Annotated in this window: 11 protein-coding genes and 2 pseudogenes; 9 read left to right on the top strand and 4 right to left on the bottom strand. The window is 66.1% G+C overall.

The features are described 5' to 3' along the window. Positions 1-307: 307 nt before the first annotated feature. The 3 genes and pseudogenes from ACRXBZ_RS33905 to ACRXBZ_RS33895 all read left to right on the top strand — a co-directional run bounded on the left by ACRXBZ_RS33905 (position 308) and on the right by ACRXBZ_RS33895 (position 2,765). Positions 308-946, top strand: a complete 639-nt coding sequence (locus ACRXBZ_RS33905; protein WP_433882539.1) for an integrase core domain-containing protein — start codon at positions 308-310, stop codon at positions 944-946. A gap of 755 nt (positions 947-1,701) precedes the next feature. Further along, positions 1,702-1,917 (top strand): annotated as a pseudogene (locus tag ACRXBZ_RS33900) (HalD/BesD family halogenase); the annotation flags it as partial. Between the two features lie 44 nt (positions 1,918-1,961). Beyond that, positions 1,962-2,765, top strand: coding sequence for a class I SAM-dependent methyltransferase (locus ACRXBZ_RS33895; RefSeq protein ID WP_433882538.1), 804 nt, complete (start codon positions 1,962-1,964; stop codon positions 2,763-2,765). 596 nt (positions 2,766-3,361) lie between these two features. Here ACRXBZ_RS33895 and ACRXBZ_RS33890 read toward each other — a convergent pair. Continuing rightward, a complete protein-coding gene (locus ACRXBZ_RS33890) occupies positions 3,362-5,335 on the bottom strand; it encodes a helix-turn-helix domain-containing protein (protein ID WP_433882537.1) in 1,974 nt (657 codons plus the stop codon). 183 nt (positions 5,336-5,518) lie between these two features. On the opposite strand from ACRXBZ_RS33890, the gene ACRXBZ_RS33885 reads away from it, so the two are divergent. From ACRXBZ_RS33885 to ACRXBZ_RS33870, 4 genes are all read left to right on the top strand, one after another. Beyond that, on the top strand, positions 5,519-6,334 hold the full coding sequence (locus ACRXBZ_RS33885; RefSeq protein ID WP_433882536.1) for an N-acyl homoserine lactonase family protein: 816 nt from the start codon (positions 5,519-5,521) through the stop codon (positions 6,332-6,334). Positions 6,335-6,469: 135 nt separating this feature from the next. Then, positions 6,470-6,769, top strand: a complete 300-nt coding sequence (locus tag ACRXBZ_RS33880) for a hypothetical protein (protein WP_433882535.1) — start codon at positions 6,470-6,472, stop codon at positions 6,767-6,769. After that, the gene (locus ACRXBZ_RS33875; RefSeq protein ID WP_433882534.1) at positions 6,766-7,878 is read left to right on the top strand and encodes an alcohol dehydrogenase catalytic domain-containing protein; all 1,113 of its coding nucleotides are present in this window, start codon (positions 6,766-6,768) and stop codon (positions 7,876-7,878) included. The genes ACRXBZ_RS33880 and ACRXBZ_RS33875 overlap by 4 nt, the downstream gene beginning before the upstream one ends. Before the next feature lie 13 nt (positions 7,879-7,891). Continuing rightward, entirely contained in the window at positions 7,892-9,364 is a 1,473-nt protein-coding gene (locus ACRXBZ_RS33870; protein WP_433882533.1) for an NAD-dependent succinate-semialdehyde dehydrogenase, read from the top strand. Between the two features lie 439 nt (positions 9,365-9,803). Here the strand turns inward: ACRXBZ_RS33870 and ACRXBZ_RS33865 are convergent. Beyond that, a pseudogene (locus ACRXBZ_RS33865) lies at positions 9,804-11,380 on the bottom strand (IS1182 family transposase). Between the two features lie 68 nt (positions 11,381-11,448). Between ACRXBZ_RS33865 and ACRXBZ_RS33860 the strand changes: the two are divergent. Further along, positions 11,449-11,694, top strand: a complete 246-nt coding sequence (locus ACRXBZ_RS33860) for a DddA-like double-stranded DNA deaminase toxin (RefSeq protein ID WP_433884053.1) — start codon at positions 11,449-11,451, stop codon at positions 11,692-11,694. After that, entirely contained in the window at positions 11,691-12,128 is a 438-nt protein-coding gene (locus ACRXBZ_RS33855) for an Imm1 family immunity protein (protein ID WP_433882532.1), read from the top strand. The genes ACRXBZ_RS33860 and ACRXBZ_RS33855 overlap by 4 nt, the downstream gene beginning before the upstream one ends. 124 nt (positions 12,129-12,252) lie before the next feature. Here the strand turns inward: ACRXBZ_RS33855 and ACRXBZ_RS33850 are convergent, their stop codons facing one another. Both ACRXBZ_RS33850 and ACRXBZ_RS33845 read right to left on the bottom strand, forming a co-directional pair. Next, positions 12,253-12,531, bottom strand: coding sequence for a hypothetical protein (locus ACRXBZ_RS33850; protein WP_433882531.1), 279 nt, complete (start codon positions 12,529-12,531; stop codon positions 12,253-12,255). A gap of 6 nt (positions 12,532-12,537) precedes the next feature. Continuing rightward, positions 12,538-13,602 carry a glycoside hydrolase family 25 protein gene (locus tag ACRXBZ_RS33845; protein WP_433882530.1) on the bottom strand — a complete coding sequence of 355 codons (1,065 nt, stop codon included), beginning with the start codon at positions 13,600-13,602 and terminating at the stop codon, positions 12,538-12,540. Positions 13,603-13,690: the final 88 nt, after the last annotated feature.

Raw genomic sequence — 13,690 nt, 5'->3', positions numbered from 1 at the left:
CCACTTCCTCAACTGTTCTGAACCGCTATGCCCGCCCAACAGCAAGCACTTCTGCAAGAGCATGGTCAGCGTCGTGCTCTCGTCACGTAGACCGGCTTCGAGCTGGGCCAGCAAACTTCCGTGCGTAGGCGGCATCCAGAAAGTTGCAGCTCCTACAGCGCGGGAGGTACTCGCGGAGCTTGCCGCAGACGTGGGGCCGGTGGTCGCCGATGCGCAGTTGCAGGGTAGGGAAGCGTTCGGCATTTCCAGGTCGGTCAAGGACGGGCCGAGTGGTGCATCGACGTAGCCACGGTCGTCTTCGCGCCAGGTGCCGACGGGGTCCGCGGCGCGAACGACCCGCCGCATCCTCCAGCAGTCCCGCCTCGGCCCGGCCCCGCGCGGAATGGACACCTCGTGGCGCAGCTTCCTGCGCGCTCAGGCATCCGGGCTGCCGGCGGTCGATATCTTCCACGTCGACACCATCAGTCTTCGTCGGCTGCATGTCCTGTTAGTGACGGAGATTCGTACCCGCACCGTGCACATTCTCGGTGTCCCCGCGCACCCGACCGGCGCCTGGACCACCCAGGTCGCCCGTAACCTCCTGATCGACCTCGGCGAACGAGCCGCATCATTCCGGTTCCACATCCGTGACCGCGACACCAAGTACACACCAGAGTTCGAGGCGGTCCTCGCGTCCGAGGATGTGAAGGTCATCAAGACCCCACCGCGGACACCGCGGGCGAACTGCTACGCCGAGCGATTCGTCCGCACCGTCCGCGAGGAATGCACCGACCAGCTCCTGATCTACCACGAACGGCACGCCATGACGGTGCTATGTGAGTACGCGGACCACTTCAACACCCACCGTCCACATCAGAGCCTCGACCAACACCCACCTACGCACGCTCCCACACGGGGATTTCGAACGACCCTCCCATCCTCTGCCGTAAGGTCCTCGGCGGCTTGATCAACGAGTACACCCGAGCCTCTTGATACCAACCAGAAAACCCAGGTCAGGCCCATAATCTGGGTTTTGGCACGGCACAGGCGGTGACCATGTCCGGCATTCGTCGCACGGTGCTTGACCTGGTCGCCGCCGGTCGTCCGATCGCTCAGGATCTCGATGCCGTCGTCAGACGATCTATCTCTGCCGGAGCCAGGAGTTGATCGACACCGATCAGCGACCCGGTATCACCAGCACAGACCAGAAAGATCTCCTCGCCGGCGCATCGCCAAACTCGAAACAGAACTGGCCGTCACCAAGCGCGCCACTGAGTTCCCGAGAAAGGATGTGTCCACAAAGGAATATTCGAGGCCATCGCAATGATGACTTCAGAGGGTTACCCGGTTCAGGTCGCCTGCCGCGTCCAGGACGTCTCGAACTCGGGTTACTACGCCTGGCGCAACCGGCCTCCTCGCCGTGTAGTAGTAGGTGTGCGCCGTCGACGACCGCCACCGCTCTCCCCTGGACGTCGGAGTCGTCGCGGTGCAACCCGCTCCCTGAGCCGACCTGATGCACCGGTCACGTCATAGGCAGGGAACCTCGTAAGGGCGGTTCGGGATGAATCACGACCATTCATCCGCGGGCGCCGCAGATCACGTGGCCCTGGCAGGCGAAACCGCCGACACGGCCACCTCCGTCAAGGTCAAGCCAGGCGAGACCTCAGCACCGCACTCCACCACGAAGTCACCGAAGAAACTTGCAGGTCGCTGAGTGCGCACCAGCTGTTCAAAGGCCGTTACTCGCTACACCGAGTAACACCGGTGCAAGGCGAAACGGCTGGCCATACGGCGATCTCCGCCTTCAGCGAGCATGCTGGCACCATGGCAGCGGGCAGCAGCAGCGTGTCGCGGACGCGGCAGATCTTCGGCCGGGTGCTACCTGCACACCTGGCCGCTGGGGGACACGCGGTGCGGAGCGGCCAGCTGCTGGATTGAGCGCCAGACCAGTCGGCGACTGCCAGAAGTGAGGAGGACGGTCCGTGCAGTTCGACGTCACCGGAAAGATCTTGCTCGACCAGATCTACACACAGCCCGATCCACGCGCCTACTTCAACACGCTGCGTGAGCTGGACTACTGCATTCCGCAGCTGGCCAAGCCGTATTTCCAGAAGGTCATCCAGGAATACCGGGAATCCCACGGGGTTCGCGCGCCTACCATCCTCGACCTCGGCTGTTCCTACGGCATCAACGCGGCTTTGTTGAAATGTGACGCCACGATCGACGAGCTCAATGAGCATTACTGCCGTACTGATGCCCGCACGGCAGATCGCGACTGGTTGCTGGCCCGCGACCGGAATCTGGTTCGTTCGCGAAGTCAGCTCAAGGACGTCCGATTCGTCGGACTCGACAACTCCGAACCGGCCCTCTCGTATGCGCTTGCGGCGGGTTTCCTCGACGATGCGGTGCACGCGGATCTGGAAGCGCACGACCCCACCGAACAGCAACGCGTGCTGCTCACCGGAACGGATCTGGTGATTTCGACCGGCTGCATCGGCTACGTCGGCGAACGGACGCTGGCCAGCATCGCCCGGCGGCACCGGCCCTGGATGGCGCACTTCGTGCTGCGGATGTTTCCGATAGAACCGATTGCAGACGGCCTAGCGGCGTTGGGATACGAAAACGTTCCCGTACCCGGTATGTTCAAACAGCGCCGGTTCGCCTCCGCGCAGGAACAATCGCGGGTGCTGGAGACGTTGTCGGCCGCCGGAGTGGATCCGAGCGGACTGGAAGCCGACGGCTGGCTCTACGCCCGGCTCCACCTCTTCCAACCACGCCACGACTGAGAAGAAACCTACGAAGTCGAGGAACTTCAGCTCGATGGCGATGGCGTGCCCGCAGATCAAGCACACTGCCACGGGTTTCCGCAGGCTCACCACCAGCTTTCGCCACACCCAGTCGGTGACCTGGGGTTTCGCTGATCGTTGTGATTAGGCCATGATCGCGGATCGTGCTGTTTCGACTGATGTACATGGCGTCGGTGACCGTCTTCGGTTGGTTGGGGCTGCTCGCCAGGCGTACCGCGGCCCAAGGATGTCGAGATCCTGGTCCTACGGCATGAAGTGGCGGTGTTACGCCGCCAGGTCGGCCGTCGGCCTCGCTTCTCGTCGGCCTGGGGTTCCTTGGGTAGGGACAGGAAGTTGTCGAAGGCGAGGAATCGTTTCTCGCGGCCTTGGTGGTCGAGGTCGACGCCAGGCATGTAGTGCCGGGTGTGTCCGTGGGTGGTGTTCGACAGTACGTAGCGGATCAGCCGGAGCACGGAGGGGATCGGTGCTTCGGCTCGCAGGCACTGGCGCCCAGGTCATGGCCACCCTCCGCAACCTCGCACTCGGCATACTCCGCCTCGGCAGTTTCGAAACTCAAACCGCATGTCACGACGGGTTCAAGCATCCGTCCCAATCTGATCATCGAAACGTCCAGTCGGGTCGGGGTCTTCCGGCTGCGCTTGTACGAGTTCCTCACCGGTTCCCGCGCTCCGCAGTCGCCACATCCGCAGGGCGACGTGGCTGTCGAGCATCCGGCCTCCACGCCGCCAGTCAGCTCCGAGCAGCTGGTCGATGCGTTCGAGCCGCTGCCGGACGGTGTTCGGGTGCACTTTCAGCCGTTGTGCGGTCGGCGCCAGGCTCGATCCGGTGTCGAGGAAGGTCCATGCTGTGAACGCCAGATCGGTGTTGCGGTGCCGGTCGTAGTCGAGGATCGGCCCGAGCTGGACCTCGACGAAATCCTGCGCCAAGCGCTGGTCAGTGAGTCCCAGCAGGATTCCGGCCGTCCCCAGATGCGTCAGATCCGCCGCCTCGCCTTCGCGGCCGAGGACTTCGAGTGCGCGAACGATCGCTTGCGCGTAGCGGTGCCCACGTCGGACTCCCGCCAGGCCGTTGACCGGTCCGGAACAACCGATGGTTGCGGTAACGTCGGCGGCTTTCAGTGCCTTCAGCGCTCCCTGCCCATCCAGCAGGGCGACCTCGCCCGGTGTCACGAGGCACAGGTGTCCTTCGTGCAGCGAAACCAGCCCGGAACGTTCGTGCAGGTATGTGCGCAGTACGACCAGCGCTCTGTAGCGTTGTTCGACCGGAACGTCGACGATGTGCACGCACCATGGTCCCTCCGGTGTGAGGCGGTATTGGGACACGCGGCGGCGAAGTGCCGGACCGTGGTCGGACCACTCGGCCAGCATGTCGTCGATGAGCTCGCGCTGCTGGTGATCCTCGGCATCGAGGACCACCTGCTCGAAGAGCAGCAGGATGCTGAGGTATACCGCCGATCGTTCGACCAGAGCGGTCGAGGGCGGCATCGGTTCGGCGACGAGCACCGCGCCGAGGCATTCCGAGCCCGCGGTCGCAGCGACCAGTGTCCAGGGCTCGCCCGCGACGCTGAGCTCGACCGCGCCGCGGGAGTTCGCCGAGCGGGCAGCGGCTTGCTGGACACCCGTGATGTCATCGGCGATCAGTTCGTCCCTCGAACTCGTGATCAGCGTGCCGGTGGCATCGACGACAGCCACGTCGGACCGCAGGAACTCTGCCAGCAGGGGAACGATCTTTTCCACGCTTTTGGACTCGAGCAGGGCGGCTGTCAGGACTTCGTCGAGCCGGACCAGGTCCTGCAGAGCCTGTAGGTGTTCGAGATTGCGGGATCGGGCCTCGTCGAGGGCTGTCAGTGCCTCCCCCATCTCACCGAAGGCCCGGGCATTCTCCAGCGCGACGGCGGCATGGGCGCCGATCGACTCGACGAAGGCCACCTCATCGCTGCTGAAGACGTGCCGGTGCCGGTTCGCCACGAGTAGCGCACCGATCACGGTCCCGCTGGCTCGCAGCGGGACACCCATGATCGCCTTCACTCCCTCGCCTGCGACGGCGTCGTCGATCTCCGGTATGTGGATGAACGTCTCGTCGGTGAGGTAGTCCTCGGTCTGCGCCGGCGACGCACCGCGGGCGACCTTGCCGAGCACCCCGGCCCCCAGCGGCATGCGGATGGCCCGATACGCAGCGGTGGCGACACCGTCGGCCATCCGGATGTAGGTCTGCCGCCGCTCGTCGTCGTTGAGACTGATGTAGGCCATGTCCGTGCCCATCAGCGATCGGGTCCGGCGAACGATCGCACTGAGGATGGCCTCGACGTCGCGGATCGCGGTCAGATCCGTCGCGGTTGCATGCAACGTGCGCAACAGCGCCTCACGGCGCCTCGCCTCCCACAGCGAGTTGTTGACCCGGCGCAGCGCAGCTGCGGCACGTGGGTCCTTCGTCCCAGTGCGGTGCGAGGCCAGGACGTTCTCCAGTTCCAGCGGCGCAATACCCTTGTCGAGAAGCTCGAGCAGTGCGGGCAGGCCCTTGTCATCCTCCGGCGAGTTCGCGCCAGTCACGCAACGAGCGTAGCCCATCTGCCAGTGGCTTGGGTGTACACAAATGAACGTCAAGTATGGCATCTCATGCCATATACAGCCCATATGCGGAGCTGGAGAATTGCTCCTCACTGAGACGCCATTCACACCTAGGCGCTCATTCGCACATCTGCATTCTTAGTCAGACAAACAAGGGCGATTGTCATGGCGAATAACATGAAGGTCCACGTGCTCTCCACCGGTGTCATGGAAACCGATCACACGTGGCTGCTGCTCAAGGGCGGGAAGACGATCGTCGACCGCCATCACCGCAACACCCGCCCGGCCTGGGGCGACTGCCCCACGCACGCTGTGCTCATCGAGCACCCTGAGGGACGCATCCTGTGGGACACCGGCGTGCCCAGGGATTGGGAGACCCGATGGGCGCCGACCGGATTCCAGGACTTCTTCCCGGTGCAGGACGACCCCGAAGGCCCCGGCTACCTGGACTCCGCGCTCGCGCAACTCGAGCTGACCCCCGACGACATCGACATGCTGGTCCTCTCGCACCTGCACTTCGACCACGCGGCCAACGCGAAGATGTTCGATCCCAACCGCACCAGGATCATCGCCAACTCGAACGAGATCGACGGTGCACTGGCCATCGACGGCGCCTTCAAGGGCGCGCACCTGGTTTCGGACTACGAGGGCCTGCCGCTGGAAGCGGTGTCGGGTGACGTGGAGATCGTTCCCGGCGTGAGCGTCATCGAAACTCCCGGTCACACGTGGGGCACCATGTCCCTGCGGGTCGACCTTCCCGAGGACGGGACGAAGATCTTCACCTCGGACGCGGTGTACCTCAACGAGAGCTGGGGGCCTCCCGCAGTGGGCGCGGCCATCGTGTGGGACAACCTCAAGTGGTTGGAATCCGTGGAGAAGCTGCGCACGATCGCCGACAAAACCGGCGCCGAGGTGGTCTTCGGCCATGATGCCGATCAGTTCTCGCAGCTGCGTGTCGCCCCCACGGGGTTCTACCGGTAGGCCACGATGATTCTCTACGACTTCACCTGCGCCGACGGTCATCGGTTCGAAGCGGGGCTTGCATCGATGCACTCGCCAGACCCCGCCTGTCCGGTCTGCCGACGGCCTTCGTCGCGCCGCCCGTCCGCAGTGACCATGGCCGGCCAAGCCAACCCCGGCCCGTCCCGGGACGAGATGCCGCGCAGCTGGCAAGCCGTCCGCGGAGGAGACCGGTCCACCCTGGACGGCTGGCGGAAACTGCTTGTGGAACGGGAAAAGCTCGAGCACAAGTACCCCGAGCTCGCCGGCGATCGTCGGCCGGTGCTCGCGCACGAGGGCCTCTTCGCCAGCAACCCGCTGAGGGTCGGCGACGACATCCCATCCCGTGTGACTGACGCAATCGCCGAGACGAAAACAACCAAGCAAGCCGAGATTCCCTCTAAGGACACGAAGTGAAGATCTCCGGAGCAGTTCTGGAAGAGATCGGGCGACCGCGCCCGTTCCGCGACTCAACCCCCATTACGATCTCGGAACTCGAACTCGACCCCCCGGGCCCCGGTGAGGTGTTGGTGCGGTTGGAGGCGGCCGGGCTGTGCCATTCCGACCTCTCGGTCCTCGACGGCAACCGCGTGCGCCCCGTGCCGATGTTGCTGGGGCACGAGGCCGCGGGCCGCGTCGAGGCACTGGGCGAAGGGGTGGCGGACGTCGCCGTAGGCCAGCGGGTCGTGATGGCGTTCCTGCCGCGTTGCGGAGAATGCGCCGGCTGCGCTACGGACGGCCAGATGCCCTGCATCCCCGGAACCCGGGCGAACAAGGAGGGCGTTCTCCTCAACGGTGGTGTCCGCCTACACCGTGACGGCTGCGAGATCAAGCATCACCTCGGAGTCTCCGGGTTCGCCACCCACGCCGTGGTCGACCGGCACTCACTCGTGCCCGTGGACAGCGACGTGCCGCCCGACATCGCGGCCGTTCTCGGTTGTGCCGTGCTCACCGGTGGCGGTGCTGTGCTCAACGCCGGAGCGCCGAAGCCGGGTCAGTCGATCATGGTCGTCGGGCTCGGAGGTGTCGGCGTGGCCGCCCTGCTGACCGCGCTGTCACTTGGGAAAAACGAGGTCATCGTGGTGGATTCGCTCCACGACAAGCTCACCTTCGCCGACAAGCTCGGTGCGACCGCGTCGTACACCCCCCAGGAGGCACTTGCGCAGGGCGTCAAGGCCGACGTCGTCATCGAGGCCGCAGGCAATGCCCGCGCCTTCGAAACTGCGGTCGCGGTGACGGCGCCCGGAGGCCGCACGGTCACGGCCGGTCTGCCCGGCACCGACGCGCGGGCGTCGATCTCCCCGCTGGGCCTCGTCGCCGAGGCGCGGACCATCATCGGCAGCTATCTCGGTTCGGCAGTGCCGTCTCGTGACATTCCCGCCTACGTCCAGCTGTGGCGCGAGGGGAAGCTGCCTGTCGAGGAACTCATCTCGTCCCGGATCGCGTTGTCGGACATCAACGAAGCCATGGACTCCCTCGCCGACGGCGCGGCGATCAGGCAAGTCATCATCTTCGATCAGGAATGAGAAACGCCAGGCCATGAAACCTGAAGAGAAGAAGCTCCTCGCGGATGTCCGAACAGGACTGTTCGTCGATGGTGATTGGAGGTCGGCCGAGGACGGCGCGACATTCGACGTCGAGGACCCGTCCACCGGGAAGGTCCTGACCTCGGTGGCGGACGCGACCCCCGCTGACGGGGCGGCAGCGCTGGACGCCGCCGCAGCCGCGCAGGAGTCCTGGGCGGCGACATCACCCCGGGAGCGCGCCGAGTTGCTGCGCTGCGTATTCGAAGCCGTCACGGCTCGCGCCGAAGACTTCGCACTGCTGATGACGATGGAGATGGGCAAGCCACTGGCCGAGGCGCGCGGCGAGGTCGCCTACGGTGCTGAGTTCCTGCGTTGGTTCTCCGAGGAGGCCCCACGCATCTCCGGTCGTTTCGCAACCGCCCCGGACGGGAAATCTCGTCTCGTCGTGCTGAAGCGGCCGGTCGGCCCGTGCCTGCTCATCACGCCGTGGAACTTCCCGCTGGCGATGGCGACTCGCAAGATCGCGCCGGCTATCGCCGCGGGGTGCACGATGGTTCTCAAACCAGCGGCGCTGACTCCTCTGACCGCAGCGCTGTTCACTCAGGTGCTGTCGGATGCAGGGTTGCCCGCAGGCGTGCTCAACGTCATCCCCACCACCGCGGCAGGTGCGGTCACCGGACCGCTGATCAAGGACTCACGGCTGCGCAAGCTCTCCTTCACCGGATCCACGCCGGTGGGCAGGAAACTGCTGGCCGACTCCGCACACCAGGTGCTACGCACCTCCATGGAGCTCGGTGGTAATGCGCCCTTCCTGGTCTTCGGTGATGCTGACCTGGACGCCGCTGTTGACGGAGCGATGGTCGCGAAGCTGCGCAACATGGGCGAGGCATGCACCTCGGCGAACCGGTTCATCGTGCACACCTCCGTTGCCAAGGAGTTCAGCCGCAAACTCGTGGAGCGGATGGCGCGGCTGCGACCGGCCCGCGGCACCGAGCCGGACTCCGACCTCGGTCCGCTCATCGACGCCGCCAGCCGGGACAAGGTGCACGGTCTTGTCAGGGACGCGGTAGTCAGGGGCGCGGAGGTCCTGACCGGAGGCGCCCCGATCGACGGTCCAGGTTATTTCTACCCGCCGACTGTGATCACCGGTGTCAGCGAGGACGCCCGCATCCTTTCCGAAGAGGTGTTCGGGCCAGTCGCGCCGATCATCACGTTCGACACGGAAGACCAGGCCGTCAACCTCGCGAACAACACCGAATACGGGCTGGTTTCCTACGCCTTCACCCGCGACCTCCGCCGCGGCATGAGGTTGATGGAGCGTCTCGACTCCGGGATGTTCGGGCTGAACAGCGGCATAGTGTCCAACCCCGCAGCCCCGTTCGGCGGCGTCAAGCAGTCCGGACTCGGCCGGGAAGGCGGCCTCGAAGGCATCGAGGAGTTCCTCGAAGCCCGATACGCGGGTATCGCGGACCCGTTCGCAGGCTGAAACACATTGTGCGGCTCCCGGCGGAACCGACCTCGGGCGCAGCACAGCAGACCACGACTCCCCAGTGCGAATGCTGCCCAGCTCGGCTTGGTAACGGCACCGCACTCCGGCACCGCTACGGACCAGTGCTGCAAGGCGGCACATGTCGCCGCCTTGCAGCACTCCAACCGCGCACGGACCGACCTCCCCCGAAAACCCTGCTCCGACGACGAAGCGACCTACCATGACACGCGCATCCACTCCCTCGCGCTCCTCCATTACCCGAATTGTCGGCGCCAGCCTGGTCGGCACAACCATCGAGTGGTACGACATCTCACTCTCACAGCTTGACGAGCAGTCCCGCAGCAAGCCCCTATCCGCGCGTGGCAGTGCGGTCGGGGCGGGCGAGAGAGCACATAGACGGGCCGGTGAGGGCCCGGTCCGGCCGGTCGGCCGCTGGTCAGGCGGCCGAGCCCGCCAGAACCCAGACTCCTGCCGTGCGAGATAGCCCGCGGCCCACGAGATTGCGCAGGTTGAGCCCGGCGGTGCGACGAGTGAGCCAGGCATGGTTCTTGGTGGCGCCGCGATAACGGAGTTTGAGACGACGGCCGCCGATGCTGGCGATCTGGGAGATGACCCGTTCCACGTTGGGCCGGAACTTCCGGTACTTCTCTCGCAGTTCGGGCTTGTCTGCCCAGTCACGGCGGGCTTGGCGCAGCAGATCATCTCGTTGGTGCAGAACGATTTTACGGCCGGTCTTGGACTTGGTGCAGCGCGCACGCAGCGGGCAGTCGCGGCACAGCGCGCCGAAGGTCGCCACCCGGTTTTTCTGACTGATCGGGCGGGTGTTACCGGCCGGGCAGCTCACCGTGCCCGCGTGCTCGTCGACGGTGAAGTCGTCGACGGTGAACCCGCCCTCCACCGGCGCTTGCACCGGTTTCGGCTTGATCACAGCCTCGTCGGCGTCGGTGTCGTCGATCGCGCCACGCAGATCCCCTGTGCCGTAGGCGGAATCTCCGTACCACTCGCAGGGATCGTCCTCGGCGTCGAGGAACTCCTCGGCCACCGCCGGATCGGAGTTCTCCGTCCCAGCGGCCTTGGTCAGCTTCTCGTCGGTGATGATCCCGGTCTCGGGCTCGGCCGCCACGTGCGCCCGATCCCGTCGCGGCGGTTCTCCGGCGACTTGCGGGTATGCCGCGCATCCGGGTCCACCGTGGATATCACTCGATCCGGGGCGACCCGCCGCGCGATCCGCCACCGCCCATCAGTGCCATCCGATCCTTCCGCCGGTTCGACATCCTGACCGGCGACCAGCGCCAGCAACGCCACCGCGACCTCCGCATCGCCCTCCAACTCGGCCTCCGTCAACACCGCCACCAGCGCGCCTGCGTCGTTGACCAAGGCCGACACCAGTGCGTCCTTGGCCTGCGGGTCATCCCAGTCAATCCTCGGTTTGCCCGGCTGGCTGTAGTCATGGCCGGTGCACACCTGTGCGATCCGCTCGGCTGCGCCAGGAACCTGCCGGGCCACCCGCCGGATCGCCGCAATCAGCTGGGTGACGGTGTCCTGAGTGGCCACCGCATCAGCCAGGATCGTGGAATCCACCGCCCGTTTACGCCGGCCGCGCAGGATCCCGGTCTGCTCGATGACGTCCTTGACCGCGTCATTGATCCGGTGGGGCCGATCCGACGCCGCCAGCCGTTTGCGCCAGTACACCAGGGTCGAGGCATCAAATCCCTTGTGGTCCAACGACATTCCGGTCGCGACCTTCCACCGCAGATCACACCGCGCGGCGTCGGCGGTCTCCCGATCCGAGTAGTCATGCAGCGTCTGCAACATCAGGACCGAGGCCATCACCGACGCCCGGATCGACGGACGTCCCCTCCCCGAGGGGAACAGGTCCTCGAACTCCCCATCGGGGAACACATCCTGACGATGCTCGGCCAGGAACGCGAACACACTGCCCGCCGGCACCAGATGACCGACCAGCGCGTGAGCGTCCAGCAGTTCCCGGTCGGCACGTTCCACACCCTGCATAAACCGATTCTCCCAGCTCAAGCCCAGATTCCTGGGAGACACGCCGATTATTCAGCGGCCTCCTAGGCATCACGGCGCCGCCGTTCCTGCCCTTTCACGTCGAGCTGCGGGCTGCTGCGATGATGGTACGTAGCGGCGTTACGTCGGCCGATGTTGTGATCAACAACGTTCCGTGCGGGTACCAGACCCGGCCGCCAGGTTGTCACCAGGTGCTAGAGCCGTTCCTCCCGGAAGGCTCACAGGTGACCGTCTGCGGCACGGACCGCAAGGGGCGCCCGTACCGGCGCACGTACCACGGGAAGGCGAAGCAATGACGCTCACGATGGAACTCGACGACCAAACGCGGCTCGACGCGGCCGACGTGCGAGGGGCGCTGATCGCGCAACAGGCCGATGATCGGGTGATCGTGCACCTGACGCACGACGACGGCCCGGAACTCGTCGTCGGCTTCCGGGGCGACCGGGGCGTGTGCCTCTGGCAGCACGGCGACGGCGAGGTGACGACCGGCGGGCAGAACGAAGAGGTGATCGTCTACGGGTGGTCGGAGATCCCGTTCCCGCCGGGCGCGGAGATCGACGCGGCGACGGTGATCGCGGCGGCGGAGGAGTTCGCGGCAACCGGGGCGCGGCCGACGTGCGTCACCTGGACGGACTACCACGGCGCGATGCCTGTCGAAGACACAGGGGTGAGCCCGGAAATGCTGCAAGCGATGTTCGGCGGAACTGGCGAGCCCGACGCCGGTCGGTGACCGGCGGACGCGAGCACGCCAGAAACGCCCCCACCCGCACCCCGCGAAGCGAGCAACAACACGGGTGCAGGTGGGGGCGTTCTGATGCCCGGTGCAGCCGTACCGGGCGGGCGCCGAGCGTCCCTCACTCGGCGAGTCGGGTCGGCGGCGGAGCCGGGACCAACGGTGTCCCGTCGTCGGTGCGCGGACGCGCCGCCGGGGTGACCTTACGGCGAGTCCACCACGTCAGTACGACCGACACGGCGAGCCCGAGCACCGTCGCGCCGACGGTCCACGTGTTCGCCGACTTTGTGGTGAGCCACCCGGCGCCGACGGCGAGCCCGATCACGAGGCGGACGAGTTCGGCGAGCGTGGCCGGTTCGGTCGCGGTGACGTGCGGTTCCTCCGAGAACTGGTGTGTCATTTTGTCTCACTCCTGCGGCGTCGGCGTGGACAGTCGGGCGGCGATCGCGTCGACGATCGCGTCCGCCTGGTCGGCGGCGTCGGCGCCGAGCACGTCACGTAATGCGTCACGGATGACCGGGCCGACGACGTCGGCGACGACCGGCCGGAGCGCTTCAGCGACGGCGGCCGGGTCCGTCGAGCTCGCCGCCTGAATGGCGATCACGCGTCCGAGGATCTGATTCGTCCACGCGGTCGCGTCCTTGACCATGTCGAAGACCGTCGTCGTGTTGGTGTCGCCGGGAATCCGGGACGGAACGCTCCCCGGAACGACGGCCGGGTAATGCAAGTCGTTGAGCTTGCGCATCACTTCGGACATGAACGACTCGACGGTCTGAACGTTGCCGAAGCTGTCGCGGAACTGAGTATCGAGCGCCATGTCTTCGATCCCTCCCGGTAGTGGCGCGGGCGGCCGGGCGCCGAGCAACGCGGCGAGCTCGGCGCGTGATCCCTGGTAGGCGTTGACGTCCACCGGTCGGTGACGGCCGACCGTGGCCGAGCTTGAGAACTGCAAGACGTCGACGCGGTTTCCGCCGTAGGCGTCCCAGAATCGGGCGGGAACGCGCCGGTAAATCTCGGCGGGCGTCCCGCCGTTGTTGTCCGGACAGCGTGACGCCCACAGTGGAGGCAGCCCGCGAAGGTCCGGGCGGCCGATCTGTTCCCAGTACCAGCGCGGCAAGTACAGCAGCGGCGACGAGTAGCCGAGCTCCCGAAGCCGGTCCAGCGTGGCGCGAGTCTGGTCGGTGTGCCCGCCGCCGTCTTCGAGATCGACGATCACGGGCACGTCGCGGGGAACGGTGCGCGTGATGTTGGCAATCCGGTCGGCGAGCGGGACGCCGTGACGCTGGTAGTGGTAGGCGGCGACCAGCATTCCCGCCGAGCGCGCCGCCGCGAGGTTCCGGCGGAACTGCGGGTCGATCCATGTTCCGCCTTCGGTCGCCTTGAGGATCGCGAACTCGATCCCGGCGGCGCGGGCGGCGGCGAAGTCGAACGCGTCGCCCTGGTGGTGCGAGACGTCGATTCCCCAGAGCATCCGAAGCCCCTTCGTCGTGTTGGCCCCGCTCCGTTGTGGAGGGACACTTCCGCTGGGCACGATCGATCTTCGCCGGTCGTGTTTTCCC

It is taken from the genome of Saccharopolyspora hattusasensis, from assembly GCF_050972075.1.
GTDB lineage: Bacteria > Actinomycetota > Actinomycetes > Mycobacteriales > Pseudonocardiaceae > Saccharopolyspora > Saccharopolyspora hattusasensis.
Note: the sequence above shows the minus strand (reverse complement) of the source record. Positions and strands in the feature narration are given on the sequence as shown.

What these genes read in the sequence shown, in the direction of transcription:
- ACRXBZ_RS33885 (WP_433882536.1), top strand. Translation starts at nt 5,519, where the DNA reads ATGGCGAATAACATGAAGGTCCACGTGCTCTCCACCGGTGTCATGGAA.
- ACRXBZ_RS33870 (WP_433882533.1), top strand. Translation starts at nt 7,892, where the DNA reads ATGAAACCTGAAGAGAAGAAGCTCCTCGCGGATGTCCGAACAGGACTG.
- ACRXBZ_RS33850 (WP_433882531.1), bottom strand. Translation starts at nt 12,531, where the DNA reads ATGACACACCAGTTCTCGGAGGAACCGCACGTCACCGCGACCGAACCG.
- ACRXBZ_RS33845 (WP_433882530.1), bottom strand. Translation starts at nt 13,602, where the DNA reads ATGCTCTGGGGAATCGACGTCTCGCACCACCAGGGCGACGCGTTCGAC.
- ACRXBZ_RS33880 (WP_433882535.1), top strand. Translation starts at nt 6,470, where the DNA reads ATGGCCGGCCAAGCCAACCCCGGCCCGTCCCGGGACGAGATGCCGCGC.
- ACRXBZ_RS33855 (WP_433882532.1), top strand. Translation starts at nt 11,691, where the DNA reads ATGACGCTCACGATGGAACTCGACGACCAAACGCGGCTCGACGCGGCC.